The following is a 13,912-nucleotide window of genomic DNA, read 5'->3' as shown; positions in this document are numbered from 1 at the left end:
CGGGGCTATAGCTCAGTTGGTAGAGCGCCTGCATGGCATGCAGGAGGTCAGGAGTTCAATTCTCCTTAGCTCCACAGTGAGGAAGCGGGTCATCCGAATCGGATGGCCCGCTTCTTTGTGGTATCCGTCACCTCTGTCGTCCCAGGGCGGTGTGCGGCTCAGCCTCGTCCTCTGTCCAGCGCCCTTCGCGGGGTGCCCGGAAGAGCAGGGCGTTCGGCGGGTGCCTGTTCGATACGGAGGGCCAGGGCGGGGCATCGTCGTACGGCACGCTGGGCCCGACCCCGCAGGTGCATCGGAACCGCGGCGTCGGCGAGTGCCGGATAGCCGTCGGGGCCCAGCCTGACCAGCTCCGGAACGATGTCGGCGCACAGACCGTGCCCCTGGCAGAGCGTCCAGTCCACCGCCAGCTTCTCCCCGCTCGGGATGGATTCCTCCATAACCTCGTAGCCGGGGGAGGGCAGCGGCAGCACCCCGAGGGTCTCCCGTCCGCAGCCGCCGTCCAGCACGTGCGCGGCGAGGTCGTCCGTGAACGCCGAGAGCGTGGACGAGAGGAAGCGGGCGGATCCGTCCGGGTGTTTGCACGCTCCGCGGCCCTTCACGGCCTGGGTGACCTCGCGGAGCGCCTCCAGGGCGGCGGGGCCGCCGCCGTTCAGTACGTCGGAGAGGCCGCCCGCGGCGGCGGGCAGCCCCAGCTTGCACGGGCCGCACTGGCCCGCGGTCTCGGCGGCCAGCCAGTTCGCGATCCTCAGTGACTCACCGATCGGGCAGGTCTCCGGCCCGATCGGCAGGATGGCGCCGGCGCCGAGCGCGCCGCCCGCAGCGGCCAGTGAGGCTCTGGAGACCATGGCGTCGTGCGCGGCGACCGCGTCGATCCAGTTGCCGTGATAGCCGCCGGTGAGCACGCCCTGGGGCAGCGGTGGCGCGCCGGCCAGTTGCAGGACGTAGCGCAGGGGCACTCCGGTGGGCACCTCGATCACCATCGGGCGCGCCACGGCCCCGGCGACGGTGAGGAGGACCGTACCGGGCTCGTCGGGCAGGCCGGTGTGCCCGTAGCGGCGGGAACCCAGCCGGGCGGCGACGGCGAGCTGGGCGTAGGTCTCCGCGTTGGACAGGAGGGTCGGGGCGCCGGCGACGCCGGACTCCGCAGCGCGTTCGCGGCGGCCAGGGGGAAGTGCCGGGCCGCCGTTCACAGCCCGGATGACCGCCGATGCCTCACCGGAGACCATGCGCTCCGGGGTGCGCACCACCCGGGCACGAAGATGCTGCCCGCGCCGGTCGGACAGGCCGCGTTCCGCCAAGGCGGTCCGTACGGAGATCTCCGTCGAGTTGCGCGTGACGGCCACGACCAGCGTGCGTGCGCCGAGCGCCTCCGCGGCGAGGAGGGCGCCGTCGAGGATGAGGTGCGGGGCACGGTTGAGCAGCACCGTGTCCTTGCGGCAGGCGGGCTCCCCCTCGCTGCCGTTGATCACGACGACCGGCCGCACCCCGCGCCGTATGGAGGCCTTCGCGACCGCACGCAGCTTCTTGCCGAAGGGGAAGCCCGCGCCGCCCCGGCCATGGAGCGAGATGGACTCGGCGAGTCCGGCGAGCCGCTCGCCTGTCATCGGTTCGAGAGGGCCGTGCACCTTCAGGTGCATGGCGAGGTCGAGCCGGTCCACCAGGTCGAAGCCGGTGGTCAGCTGAGGGAGCCCGACGACGCGGACCTCCGGCACATCGGGGAGGGGGATGTTCACGGTCGGTCTCCTGCCGGTGCGTGCCAGGGCTCGCCCGCCGAAGGCGGGTACAGCGGTCCCGGCAGCTGCCCGGTCTCCTGGGCGGAGGTGGAGGCGGGCGCTGCGGCGGAGCTCCGGGGCGGGGCGTACGCGGGCCTCGGCGCCTGCGCGGGGGGCGCGGGGGACGGCGCGGGCCAACGGTCCTCCGCCCGCTCCGCCGACCGACCGGAAGCCCGCGAGACCGCCCGGTACGCCGCGGAGATGCCTGGCCGGGAGCCCGCGGACGGTGACGGCGCCTGCGCCGGAACCGGGCCCGCGGTGAGCCGCTCGGAGCTGCGAGGCGGCGGTTCGTGCGGAGGGGGGTTGCCCGACGGGGAGTCGTACCGCCTGTGCCCGTACTGCTCGCGTCCGAACTCATTCTCTTCGTACGGCGGTTGTCCGTGTGTCAGGGCCTCGTGGCCGGGCGGCCCGTACGCGTGGGCTCCGGGCGGGACCGGGGCGGCGAGGGTCCGCGGGCGGACCGGGGAGCCGCGTACGCCGCGTCCGTCGTCGCCCCACCCGGGCGCGTCGGGCGGCAGACCGCGGCCGGGGGCCGCGGGCATGTGCTCCGGGGCGGGAGGCGTGGACGCGCGTATGACCGGATCCGGCGCGGGCTGAAGGGTGCCCGGGCCGATCAGGCCGGTGACCAGATCGGTGAGCCGGCGCTTGGCGGGGCCGGGCAGCAGACGCAGCGTGAGGGCGGCGGCCACCGCCGTCAGGCAGAGCATGTACATCACGACCACCCAGGTCGCGGGCTGGCGGCCGGCGTAGAGGCCGTGCACCAGCGCGGTGCACCAGGCCGGGTAGGCCAGCGCGTGCAGCGCACGCCAGTGGCCGGCGATCCTGCCCGGGGCGGCGAACGCGCTGCGCAGGGCGCCGGTCGCCGCAGTAGTGATCATCAGCAGCGCGGCCAGTGAACCGAAGCCGATGAGACCCGCGGAACCGCTCACTCCTGTCCCGAAGGGTATGAGGGCGCCGAGCAGTCCGACGTGCCCGAGGGCGACCTTCACGGTGCCGTGCAGCAGGAGAAAGCCGAGCGACGTGACCGCGGCGGCTCGGTGGACGCCCTGGCAGGCGAGCCGCTGACGGGTCGAGAGGAAGACCCGGTCGGTTGCCAGCAGGCCCCAGGCGACCGCTGCGGTGAGGGAGACCAGCGTCAGGACGCCGGTGGTGAAGTCGAACGCGGTGCGCATGCCGTCGCTCCCCGCGACGGCGAGCAGAGGGATGAGAACCAGAGCCGCGACGGTCAGCCCACCCTGCACCGGGCGGCTCATTCCTGGGCCGGTACTGGGGGAGGGGGAGGAGCGGATCCTGCGATGAGGCTTCATGGGGGGCGACTCCGAATGGCTCGGCAAAGCGGTCCCGTTGCCGCATGCTAGGGCGCCGTATACCGGCCGGTACGAGGTTTGAACTGTTGCCCCGATAGGGGGCAGTACGCGGAGTAACCTCCGGAGTGTGTGGGTCATGTGGAAGATTCGCGCCGATGATGTGCCCGTCGAGTCCCGGAGGGGCGGGATGCGCACGGCGCCTCTGCCGGGCATACGCCGGGCCGGGCGCCGGGCCCGTGCGGTACCCTGACGCCATGCGTGCCGTACGCCTTCTGCTTAGCGAGCCGCGCTGATCATTCCCGACCGGTGAGAATGCCTGGTCGGACTCGGCGCGGCGTCCCCTCCTGTGCGAGGGGATTTTTCGTTTCCGTAGACGTGTGTCCGTAAGACGTGTGTCCGTGGACGTGGGCGCCGGCAGATGACGATCGATGGAGCTTTGAGGATCATGAGCGAGACGAACACCGCGGCCGAGGTGGCCGCGCCGCACCGCTACACGGCAGCGATGGCCGCCGACATCGAGGCACGCTGGCAGGACTTCTGGGACGCCGAGGGGACGTACGAGGCGCCCAACCCGACCGGTGACCTGGCGGACGACCCGGAGCTGGCCGCCAAGCCGAAGCGCTTCGTCATGGACATGTTCCCGTACCCCTCGGGGTCCGGTCTGCATGTCGGCCACCCGCTGGGCTACATCGCAACCGACGTCTACGCCCGCCACCAGCGGATGACCGGGCACAACGTCCTGCACACCCTGGGCTTCGACGCCTTCGGCCTGCCGGCCGAGCAGTACGCCGTGCAGACGGGTACCCACCCGCGGGCCTCCACCGAGGCCAACATGGAGAACATGAAGGTCCAGCTGCGACGGCTGGGACTGGGGCACGACAAGCGCCGCTCCTTCGCGACGATCGACTCGGACTACTACAGGTGGACCCAGTGGATCTTCCTGCAGATCTTCAACTCCTGGTACGACACGGAGGCCGACCGGGCCCGGCCGATCGCCGACCTGGTCGCCCAGTTCGAGAGCGGTGAGCGCGCGCTGCCTGACGGCCGCGAGTGGGGCGCCCTGAGCGCCGCCGACCGCGCCGACGTCCTGGGGCAGTACCGCCTGGCGTACGCCTCGGACGCGCCCGTCAACTGGTCGCCCGGGCTGGGGACCGTACTGGCCAACGAAGAGGTGACGGCCGACGGCCGCTCCGAACGCGGCAACTTCCCCGTCTTCAAGGCCAAGCTGCGCCAGTGGAACATGCGCATCACCGCCTACGCCGACCGGCTGCTGAACGACCTGGACGGGCTGGACTGGCCCGAGGCCATCAAGCTGCAGCAGCGCAACTGGATCGGCCGTTCCGAGGGTGCGCGCGTCGACTTCCCCGTCGACGGGGCCGGCGACATCACCGTCTTCACCACCCGCCAGGACACGCTGTTCGGCGCGACCTACATGGTGCTGGCACCCGAGCACGAGCTGGTCGAGCGGATCATCCCCGCAGCCTGGCCCGAGGGAACCCACCCCGTGTGGACCGGCGGCCACGCGAACCCGGCCGAAGCCGTCACCGCGTACCGCAAGCAGGCCGCGGCCAAGTCCGATGTGGAACGGCAGGCCGAGGCCAAGGACAAGACGGGTGTCTTCACCGGCGCCTACGCGACCAACCCCGTCAGCGGCGAGAAGGTTCCCGTCTTCATCGCCGACTACGTCCTGATGGGCTACGGCACCGGCGCGATCATGGCTGTACCGGCGCACGACGCGCGCGACTTCGCCTTCGCGCGCGCCTTCGAGCTGCCGATGCGCTGTGTCGTCGAGCCGTCGGACGACCGCGGCACGGACGCCTCCACCTGGGAGGACGCCTTCGGCTCGTACGAGGCGAAGCTGGTCAACTCGGCGAACGACGAGGTCTCGCTGGACGGACTGGGCGTCGTCGAGGCCAAGGCGAGGATCACCGAATGGCTGCAGGCGCACGGCGTCGGTGAGGGCACCGTCAACTTCCGGCTGCGCGACTGGCTGTTCAGCCGTCAGCGCTACTGGGGCGAGCCCTTCCCGATCGTGTACGACGAGGAGGGGATCGCCCACCCGCTGCCGGAGTCGATGCTGCCGCTGGAGCTGCCCGAGGTCGAGGACTACTCGCCGCGCACCTTCGACCCGGAGGACGCCGACACCCAGCCCGAGACCCCGCTGTCCCGGAACGCCGACTGGGTCAACGTCGTACTGGACCTGGGCGACGGCCCGAAGAAGTACCGGCGCGAGACCAACACCATGCCCAACTGGGCGGGTTCCTGCTGGTACGAGCTGCGCTATCTGGACCCGCACAACGGCCAGCGGCTGGTCGACCCGGCGATCGAGCAGTACTGGATGGGCCCGAGGGAGGGACAGCCCACCGGGGGTGTCGACCTGTACGTCGGCGGCGCGGAGCACGCCGTGCTGCACCTGCTGTACGCCCGCTTCTGGTCCAAGGTGCTGCACGACCTGGGGCACATCTCGTCTGCTGAGCCGTTCCACAAGCTGTACAACCAGGGCATGATCCAGGCCTTCGTCTACCGGGACAGCCGCGGCATCGCGGTCCCGGCCACCGAGGTCGAGGAGCGCGACGGGGCGTACTACCACGCCGGCGAGAAGGTCAGCCGCGTCCTGGGCAAGATGGGCAAGTCCCTGAAGAACGCGGTCACGCCGGACGAGATCTGCGGCGAGTACGGCGCGGACACCCTGCGGCTGTACGAGATGGCCATGGGCCCGCTGGACGTCTCGCGGCCTTGGGACACCCGGGCCGTGGTCGGGCAGTACCGGCTGCTGCAGCGGCTGTGGCGCAACATCGTCGACGAGGAGACCGGTGAGGTCACCGTCGTCGACTCGGAGCCCGGCGAGGACAGCCTGCGGGCGCTGCACAAGGCCATCGACGGTGTCGGCCAGGACATGGCGGGCATGCGCTTCAACACCGCCATCGCCAAGGTCACAGAGCTGAACAACCACCTGACGAAGGCGGGCGGTCCGCTGTCGCGCTCGGTCGCCGAGCGGCTGGTGCTGCTGATCGCACCGCTGGCGCCGCACGTGGCGGAGGAACTGTGGCGCCGGCTGGGCCACACCGAGTCCGTCGTGCACCAGGACTTCCCGGTCGCCGACCCGGCTTACGTCGTGGACGAGACGGTGACCTGCGTGGTGCAGATCAAGGGCAAGGTGAAGGCGCGCCTGGAGATCTCCCCGTCGATCTCGGACGATGAGCTGGAGGCACTGGCCCTGGCCGACGAGAACGTCGTCGCGGCGCTGGGCGGGGCCGGAATCCGCAAGGTGATCGTGCGGGCGCCGAAGCTGGTCAACATCGTCCCCGCGTAACGGCGCCGGCGCCCCGGCGTAACGGCGTTCGGCCGGTCCGAGGTCACCCCGTGACCGTGCCGGACCGGACGCGCGGGCGTGCCAGGGCTGTCCCCTACGGGCAGGTTGGGGGTTCCTGTGGAACCCTCGGCCTGCCCGTTCCGTTTACGGTAGAAGGGGCGGCCGCACGCGGGTGGCCGATCCGACGACCGAGGGGCGCTCATGGAAGCCGTGATCCTGATCCTGACGCTGCTGTTGGTGGCGTTCATGGCCCTCGGGGTGTACGCCGGTGTGAAGGCGGTGCGCGCCGCCAAGCGCGGTGTGGACCGGACGATCACGCATGCGCGGCGCTCCGTGGAGGACACCGCACTGCGGGCCAAGAGCTACGGGCAGCCGGGCGTGCCGGGGGAGCTCGCGCAGCTCAGGCTCACCTTGCGTACATCGATGCGGGCCACTCAGGACGCGCTGAACGCCGGGGCGGCGGAGGACGCCTCCCTCTCGGAGTCGCTGGGCCTCTTCCACCGTCTGAGCGCACACGGACGCGAACTCGACAACGACCTCAAACGCCTGGAACGCGAGCCGGACCGGGCCACGGTGGCGACGCTGCTGCCGGACCTGAGGGAACGCACAGAGCGCATCACACACTCGGCGGAGTCGCTGCGCTGGGCGGCGCGTGACCGGGCCATGCAGTTCGCCGACGACGATCTGGCGGCGCTCAACGCGCAGATCGACCTTGAGGCCGGTGCCCTCCGTCACTGGACGACCGAGGAGCCGGTGGCGCAGGGCGATACGGCCGGGCACAGCTGGAGCGCACCGGCGGAGGAGGGGACGCCTCCGTCGCTCACCCCGCCCGACCCGCGGCTGCACACGGGCTATCCGTGGCAGAAGTCCGCGAAACCGGAGACCACGAACTGACGGGCTTCCGGCTGCGCAGACGCACACCGTCGGCAGGCCTGACCGCGGACATGATCGGTGGCGTCCTGAACGGTCCCGAAATCCTCCGGGGTGCGCCAGAGCCGGATGCCGGTCCGACCGGAATTGACCAGTGGGCAGGTCCCGGGCTGCCGTGCCCCCACCCCGGAAGGTAACCTCCGGCTCATGTCCCGCCATGTCGCGATCGTCACCGATTCAACGGCCTACCTGCCGCCCCAGACGATGGAACGGCACGGCATCACCGCGGTGCCGCTGACCGTCGTCCTGGGTGATCAGGCCCTGGAGGAGGGCACGGAGATCTCGGCCCGCTCGCTTGCGCTGGCTCTCCAGAAGCGCCGCTCCGTGACCACGTCACGGCCCAGCCCGGAAGTCTTCGCCGCCGCATACCGCGCCGTGGCTGAGGCGGGGGCCACAGGAATCGTCTCCCTGCACCTGTCGTCCGAGTTCTCCGGCACGTACGACGCCGCCGTGATGGCCGCACGGGACGCACCCGTTCCTGTGCGTGTGGTCGACACCGGCATGGTCGCCATGGCCCTCGGATTCTGCGCCCTCGCTGCGGCCGAGGCCGCCGAAGCGGGTGACGGCCTGGACGAGGCCGTGGCGGCGGCCGAGAAGCGCGCGGCCGGCACGTCGGCCTTCTTCTACGTCGACACGCTCGACTATCTGCGCCGAGGCGGACGCATCGGCGCCGCTCAGGCACTGCTGGGGTCGGCCCTGGCCGTCAAACCGCTGCTCCAACTCGACGGCGGACGCATCGAGATGCTCGAGAAGGTGCGGACGGCGTCCAAGGCCATCGCACGGCTGGAGGAGATCGTCGCGGAGCGGGCCGGTGCAGGTGCCGTGGACATCGCCGTCCACCACCTGGCTGCTCCGGACGGGGCGGAGCGGCTGGCGGAGCGGCTGCGGGGGCGGGTTCCGGGGCTCGTGGACCTGCATGTGAGCGAGGTGGGTGCGGTGATCGGGGCGCACACCGGGCCGGGGCTGCTGGCAGCCGTGGTCGCGCCGCGCTGATTCCTGCTTCTGGCTCCAGCTTTGGCGGGCACTCGGCTCTTCATTCCGGTCTTCGCTCCGGGCTTCACTCCGGCGAGTGATGAAGTTCTCCACAACTGATGGGTTATCCACCGTAATTGGGGTGGCTCGGCGGAATTCCGCAGACATGTCTAGCTTCGTGTGGCATGACCTTCCGATCACTTCCCACCCCTTTCCGTGCCAGTGACGTGCCGCGCATGACCGGCGGCGCGGCGAACCCGGCCGCGCAAGAGTTCGCGGACCTTCCCGCGCCTGCGGCGATGGACCCGCCTACGCACCCGCCTACGCACCAGCCGACGCATCGGGCCACGCACCGCGCCGTACATCGGGTGCCCCGCGGGTCCGGTCCGGCCGGGGGCGGCCGATACAGGTCCGGTGTCCGGCCAGGCGGAGCCGCCGGCACCTCGCCGGGTACCGCGTCCGGTGCCCGGCACGGCCGCCGACGACGCAACGTGCGCGGGTCGGACGCCGAGATCTCCGCAGCTTCGCGGCTCCGTGCGGACGCGCTCATGGGTGGGGGCCGGCCGGTGGCTTCGCCTGTGACAACGGCTGGGGCTGCGGCGACAGCCGGCGGGCCGGGCCGTACCCGTGCGGCACCCTCCTGGGCGGCGGACACGCTGCCGCCCCCGACGCCCGCTGCCAGCTCTGCGGCGGCTCCGTCGGCGGGGCCGACGGGGCAGGGGGAGCCCGACGGCTCCGGCATGGGTCCGAGGTGGTGGCGGGAGCTCGGGCCCGCTCTGCGGGACCGGCTGCCTCTGTGGATGAGGTCCCGATGCGGCCTGGAGCCCCGGGCGCTCGCCGCGCTCGCCGTTGTCCTGGTCGGCGCCGCGGTGCTCGCGGGCACACACTTCTGGTCGGCCCGCCCCGAGCCCGTACGGGCTCCCGACCGTGTCACGGAGGCGGCCGCAGCGGTACAGGCGGACGGGCCGGAGTCCCCGAACGCCCAGTTGCCCGGCCTCACGCCCGGTCCGCACGCGGGTTCGAAGGCCGGTGGCGCACCCGGCGGACAGATCGTCGTCGATGTGAGCGGCAAGGTGCTCAGGCCGGGGATCCAGTATCTGCCGGCCGGTTCCCGCGTCGCGGACGCCCTGCGCGCCGCGGGAGGTGTCCGTGAAGGCACCGATGTCACCGTGCTCAACCGCGCGCGCGTTCTCACGGACGGCGAACAGGTAGCGGTGGGTATGCCTGCCGCGCCGCCTCCCGTTGGCGGAACCGGGGTGGGCGGGGCCGCGGCGGGACAGGCCGGTCCGGCGGCGCCGCTGAGTCTCGGCACGGCTACCGTCGAGCAACTGGACACCCTGCCGGGCGTCGGACCGGTGCTCGCCCAGCACATCGTCGACTACCGCACGGAGCACGGGGGTTACCGATCGGTCGACGAGCTCCGTGAGGTCAACGGCATCGGCGACCGCCGGTTCGCGGACCTCCGGCCGCTGGTCAGGCCATGAGCGCTCCTGATGTCCACACGGATTCAGGGAGGCGGCTCGGCGACGCCGACCCGCGCCAGGAGGCCCCGGCCGATCTACGACTGGTCCCTCCCGCCCTGGCGACCTGGGCAGCAGCCGCCCTTGCCCTGGGGGTGCCGGGCCGGTGGGTGGCGATCGGCGTGGTTCTCTGCACATGCGCCGGTCTGGGTCTCCTCGCCCTGCCGCGCTTCGTGGCGAGAGCACACCGGGGCGGGGACGGCACGGCCGGTCCGGGGCCGGCGAGGCCGTCCCGGCGCGCCGGCCCACGTAACACTGCCGTGGCCGGGGTGCTGCTCTGCGTGGCGGCCGGGGCGGCGGCGGCCGGACTCCATGGTGCGGATGCCCGCAGCGGTCCCGTTCCCGGACTGGCCGAGTCGTACGCACGGGTCGAAGCGGAGGTGACGGTCACCTCCGATCCCAGGCAGACGCGGCCGCGGGTACGGGGCGACCACAGCACACCCGTATCCCTGCTCCTGGACGCCGAGGTGGACCGGCTGACCGGCCCGGACGGGTCGGTCACCAAGCTCCGTACGCCGGTCCTCGTCATGGTCGCACCGGGTGACGCGTCGAAGCGGTGGCAGCGGTTGCTGCCCTCGACAGGCCTCCGGATCAGCGGGCGGCTCGCGCCACCGCGGCACGAGGGGGAGCGTGCGGCGGCCGTGCTCGCCACCGATGCGGGCGACCCACCGCCGGTCATCAGGCAGCCCAGCGCTCTCCAACGTGCCGCGGGGCGGCTGCGGGCCGGTCTGCGGGAGGCCACCGACGGACTCGACGCCGATGCTCGGGCGCTCCTGCCGGGGCTGGTCGTCGGCGACACCTCACGGGTTCCGCCCGACCTCCATGACGCCTTCAAGGCCACCGACCTCACCCACCTGCTCGCCGTGTCGGGGGCCAACCTGTCGATTCTGCTCTTCCTCCTCATCGGGCCACCCGGCACGGCGTCGCGCAGCGAACGCCGGGGCCTGGCACCCCGGCTGGGCATCTCCCTGCGCATGACAGCCCTGACCGGTGGCGGTGTCGCGCTCGCCTTCGTGATCGTCTGCCGTCCGGAGCCGAGCGTCCTGCGGGCGGCGGCCTGTGGCCTCATCACACTGCTGGCCATCGGGACGGGCCGGCGCAGATCGCTGATTCCCGCGCTGGCTGCGGCCGTTCTGATGCTGGTGCTGTACGACCCGTGGCTGGCCCGCAGTTATGGGTTCCTGCTCTCCGTGCTCGCCACCGGGGCGCTGCTCACCCTCGCGCCGAGGTGGAGCGGTGCTCTTCAGCGGCATGGGGTCCCCGCGCGGCTTGCCGAGGTCGTCGCCGCCGCGGGAGCCGCCCAGGCGGTTTGCGCGCCGGTCGTCGTCGTCCTCGCGTCGAGGGTCAGCCTGGTGGCGATTCCCTGCAATCTGCTGGCCGAGTTCGCGGTGGCGCCCGCTACGGTGCTGGGTTTCGCCGCACTGGCGGTGGCCCCCGTGTCCATGCCGGTCGCGGAGACGCTGGCCGAGGTCGCCGGCTGGCCGGTCGGGTGGATCGCGTCCGTGGCCCGCACCGGTGCCGCCCTCCCCGGGGCGGAGGCCGACTGGCCGGGCGGCTGGCGCGGTGCGGCCCTCCTCGCCGTCCTCACGGCGCTGCTGGTGCTTTCGGCCCGACGTCTGGCCCGTCACCCCTGGGTCTGTTCCGCCGCCGCGCTGCTGCTGGTGCTCGCGGTGCTGAGACCTGTGCCGCTCACCCGTCTCATGTCGGGATGGCCGCCGCCGGGCTGGGCCTTCGCTCTCTGCGACGTCGGGCAGGGAGACGCCATGGTCCTCGCCGCCGGGGACGACGCGGGAGTGGTCGTGGACACCGGTCCTGAACCCCGCCTCGTGGACGGGTGCCTGCGCGACCTCGGCATCACCCGCGTGCCCCTGCTGCTCCTGACCCACTTCCACGCCGACCATGTGCGCGGCCTGCCCGGTGTGCTGGAAGGCCGTGAGGTCGGCGGGATCCAGACGACGACTCTCGATGAACCGCCGGAGCAGGCTGCCTTCGTGAAGAGAACGGCCGAGGCGGCGCATGTCCCGATGGCCCGGGCGGTTCCGGGGGAGCGCCGCCGGGCGGGGCCGCTCGACTGGCAGGTGCTCTGGCCCGCGGCCGGCGGGCGGGGGGCGGCAACGGCTCACGTGACCGAGGAACCCAACGATTCCAGCGTCACACTGCTCGTCAGGTCCGGCGGGCTGACGCTGCTGCTCCTCGGTGATCTCGAGCCCCCGGCTCAGCAGGGGGTGTTGCGGAGCCATCCCGCGCTGCCCCGTGTGGACGTGCTCAAGGTCGCGCACCATGGCTCCGCCCACCAGGACACCGCGCTGCTGCACAGCGCACGCCCGAGGCTCGCGCTCATCAGCTGTGGCAGGGACAACCCGTACGGCCATCCGGCGGCCCGTACGGTCGAAGCACTCGAAGCGGCGGGAGCGAAGGTCCTGCGTACCGACACGCACGGCGCGATCGCGGTGACGGGTGCCGGTGCGGAACTGCGTGCGGCAGGCCGGTTATGAACGCGGGGCGGCATGTCCGGCGCGGTGTCCCGCCGCTGTGCCGGCCCGCGCTGTCAGACCAGCCAGCTGCCGTCGAGCATCAGGTCGCGCTCTGCCAGTTCGTTCACTTCGCGCCACGCCTTGACGGCGTACGGCGTGACGCGGAGATACACCCAGGCGGGACGTTCGCGCACGTCCCAGCCGAGCTTGTCGGCGAAGGCCTTGCCCGACTCTGCCGAAAGGTCGGCCCCTTCCACGATCTCGGCGGTTCCCTCGATCAGCACCACGTCACGGGTGTGTCCGAGAGTGGCTCTGACCTGCCCGGAAGGAGTCACGTTGACCGCCGTCGGATTGGTACGCCGGGTGGCCAGCAGCAGCGTGCCCCGGTCGTACACGAACGACAACGGCACCAGGCACGGCACGCCGTCGGCGGATGCCGTCGCCACCCAGACGTCCTCGTCCTTCTCCAGGCGATCGAGTGCGTCCTGCTTGCGCTGTTCCTGGCCGCGCGCCGGCTCTCGCTCCGTCATGGCCGACACGCTAGCCATCGGCAGCGGCCGGCGTATCCGTCGGCGGTCCTAGGTCCAGGAACTCATGGTGCCGGGCGACGCACCGCGACAGACTTCCGGTATGAACGAGGAACCGCGGCAACCGGCCCAGGCGCCTGCCTGGGCCGACGCCTACCTGGAACGAATCGGCGCGTCCCGCCCCGCCCGCGCCGATATCGAGGCATTGTGCGAGCTGCAGCTCCGCCACCTGCTGACAGTCCCCTTCGAGAACCTTTCGATCCATCTCGCCCAGGACATCGTCCTGGAGGAGGAGAAGCTCGTCGACAAGATCGTGAAGGACCGCCGGGGTGGCTTCTGTTACGAGCTCAACGGCGCCTTCGCCGCGCTGCTGGGCGAACTCGGCTTCCGTGTCACCCTGCTCCAGGCGCGGGTGTTCGGCGACGACGGACGCCTCGGTATCCCGTACGACCACGTCTCACTGCGAGTGGAGACCGACGACGGTACGGGCCCGTGGCTCGCCGATGTCGGGTTCGGCGACCACGCCCTGCGCCCGCTCGATCTGGACGCCCGCACCGAACAGGACGATCCCTGCGGCAGCTTCCGCTTCCGGGAGGCGCCGCACGGAGACCTCGATCTGCTGCGCGACGGTTCGCGGCAGTTCCGCCTGGATCCGAGGCCACGCGTACTGGCGGACTTCCGGGCCGGGTCCTGGTACCACCGCACCTCGCCGGATTCCCACTTCACCCGGTCACTGGTCTGCTCCCGGCGCACCGGGGACGGCCGGGTGACGCTCCGCGGCCGCACCCTGATCACGACCGTGCGGGGCGAGCGGCACGAGACGGAGTTGCGCGACGACGTCGAGGTGCTCGCCGCCTATCGCGACCACTTCGGTCTGGTCCTCACCGATCCGCCCGAGGCGCGCCCGCCGTGGACCGTGTGACACCTACGGCAAGCGGACCGACGCCCTGCCCAATTCGGGACCTTCGGTAGTACCTGCGTACAGGGGTGCACAGCTGGGTACAGCTCCGCACAACCTATTCTGAGCTGCTGCGTTTGCCTCGAACGTCGCAACGGTGATCGAATGCGTATTCGTCGGCGGGCCGCTGCTCCGACAA

At 71.8% G+C, this 13,912-nt stretch carries 9 protein-coding genes and 1 tRNA gene; 7 read left to right on the top strand and 3 right to left on the bottom strand.

Annotated features, from left to right (window positions below; translation table 11 throughout):
• The first annotated feature begins 1 nt into the window (after window position 1).
• Window positions 2-74, top strand: a tRNA-Ala gene (locus tag BFF76_RS16645).
• An 84-nt stretch (window positions 75-158) separates the two neighbouring features.
• On the opposite strand, the gene BFF76_RS16640 is transcribed toward BFF76_RS16645, so the two are convergent.
• Entirely contained in the window at window positions 159-1,733 is a 1,575-nt protein-coding gene (locus BFF76_RS16640; protein ID WP_053928578.1) for an NADH-quinone oxidoreductase subunit NuoF family protein, read from the bottom strand.
• Complete coding sequence (locus tag BFF76_RS16635) at window positions 1,730-3,025, bottom strand: ferric reductase-like transmembrane domain-containing protein (protein WP_079122397.1); 1,296 nt, start codon at window positions 3,023-3,025, stop codon at window positions 1,730-1,732. Before BFF76_RS16635 ends, BFF76_RS16640 begins: the two co-directional genes overlap by 4 nt.
• 499 nt (window positions 3,026-3,524) lie before the next feature.
• Between BFF76_RS16635 and leuS the strand changes: the two genes are divergently transcribed.
• From leuS to BFF76_RS16610, 5 genes are all read left to right on the top strand, one after another.
• Entirely contained in the window at window positions 3,525-6,392 is a 2,868-nt protein-coding gene (gene leuS, locus BFF76_RS16630; protein ID WP_065848504.1) for a leucine--tRNA ligase, read from the top strand.
• A 201-nt stretch (window positions 6,393-6,593) separates the two neighbouring features.
• A complete protein-coding gene (locus tag BFF76_RS16625; protein WP_031091866.1) occupies window positions 6,594-7,286 on the top strand; it encodes a hypothetical protein in 693 nt (230 codons plus the stop codon).
• Window positions 7,287-7,469: 183 nt separating this feature from the next.
• Complete coding sequence (locus tag BFF76_RS16620; RefSeq protein WP_031091865.1) at window positions 7,470-8,315, top strand: DegV family protein; 846 nt, start codon at window positions 7,470-7,472, stop codon at window positions 8,313-8,315.
• A gap of 779 nt (window positions 8,316-9,094) precedes the next feature.
• Complete coding sequence (locus BFF76_RS16615; protein ID WP_031091863.1) at window positions 9,095-9,778, top strand: ComEA family DNA-binding protein; 684 nt, start codon at window positions 9,095-9,097, stop codon at window positions 9,776-9,778.
• Complete coding sequence (locus BFF76_RS16610) at window positions 9,775-12,309, top strand: ComEC/Rec2 family competence protein (RefSeq protein WP_065848503.1); 2,535 nt, start codon at window positions 9,775-9,777, stop codon at window positions 12,307-12,309. The genes BFF76_RS16615 and BFF76_RS16610 overlap by 4 nt, the downstream gene beginning before the upstream one ends.
• Window positions 12,310-12,362: 53 nt before the next feature.
• On the opposite strand, the gene BFF76_RS16605 is transcribed toward BFF76_RS16610, so the two are convergent.
• Entirely contained in the window at window positions 12,363-12,818 is a 456-nt protein-coding gene (locus BFF76_RS16605; protein ID WP_031091860.1) for a pyridoxamine 5'-phosphate oxidase family protein, read from the bottom strand.
• A gap of 100 nt (window positions 12,819-12,918) precedes the next feature.
• On the opposite strand from BFF76_RS16605, the gene BFF76_RS16600 reads away from it, so the two are divergent.
• On the top strand, window positions 12,919-13,737 hold the full coding sequence (locus BFF76_RS16600) for an arylamine N-acetyltransferase family protein (protein ID WP_031091859.1): 819 nt from the start codon (window positions 12,919-12,921) through the stop codon (window positions 13,735-13,737).
• Window positions 13,738-13,912 lie beyond the last annotated feature (175 nt).

Source organism: Streptomyces mutomycini (assembly GCF_001700505.1).
In the GTDB taxonomy this organism is placed as follows: domain Bacteria; phylum Actinomycetota; class Actinomycetes; order Streptomycetales; family Streptomycetaceae; genus Streptomyces; species Streptomyces mutomycini.
Note: the sequence above shows the minus strand (reverse complement) of the source record. Positions and strands in the feature narration are given on the sequence as shown.

What these genes read in the sequence shown, in the direction of transcription:
- BFF76_RS16605 (WP_031091860.1), bottom strand. Translation starts at nt 12,818, where the DNA reads ATGACGGAGCGAGAGCCGGCGCGCGGCCAGGAACAGCGCAAGCAGGAC.
- leuS (WP_065848504.1), top strand. Translation starts at nt 3,525, where the DNA reads ATGAGCGAGACGAACACCGCGGCCGAGGTGGCCGCGCCGCACCGCTAC.
- BFF76_RS16620 (WP_031091865.1), top strand. Translation starts at nt 7,470, where the DNA reads ATGTCCCGCCATGTCGCGATCGTCACCGATTCAACGGCCTACCTGCCG.
- BFF76_RS16635 (WP_079122397.1), bottom strand. Translation starts at nt 3,025, where the DNA reads ATGAGCCGCCCGGTGCAGGGTGGGCTGACCGTCGCGGCTCTGGTTCTC.
- BFF76_RS16625 (WP_031091866.1), top strand. Translation starts at nt 6,594, where the DNA reads ATGGAAGCCGTGATCCTGATCCTGACGCTGCTGTTGGTGGCGTTCATG.
- BFF76_RS16615 (WP_031091863.1), top strand. Translation starts at nt 9,095, where the DNA reads ATGAGGTCCCGATGCGGCCTGGAGCCCCGGGCGCTCGCCGCGCTCGCC.
- BFF76_RS16610 (WP_065848503.1), top strand. Translation starts at nt 9,775, where the DNA reads ATGAGCGCTCCTGATGTCCACACGGATTCAGGGAGGCGGCTCGGCGAC.
- BFF76_RS16600 (WP_031091859.1), top strand. Translation starts at nt 12,919, where the DNA reads ATGAACGAGGAACCGCGGCAACCGGCCCAGGCGCCTGCCTGGGCCGAC.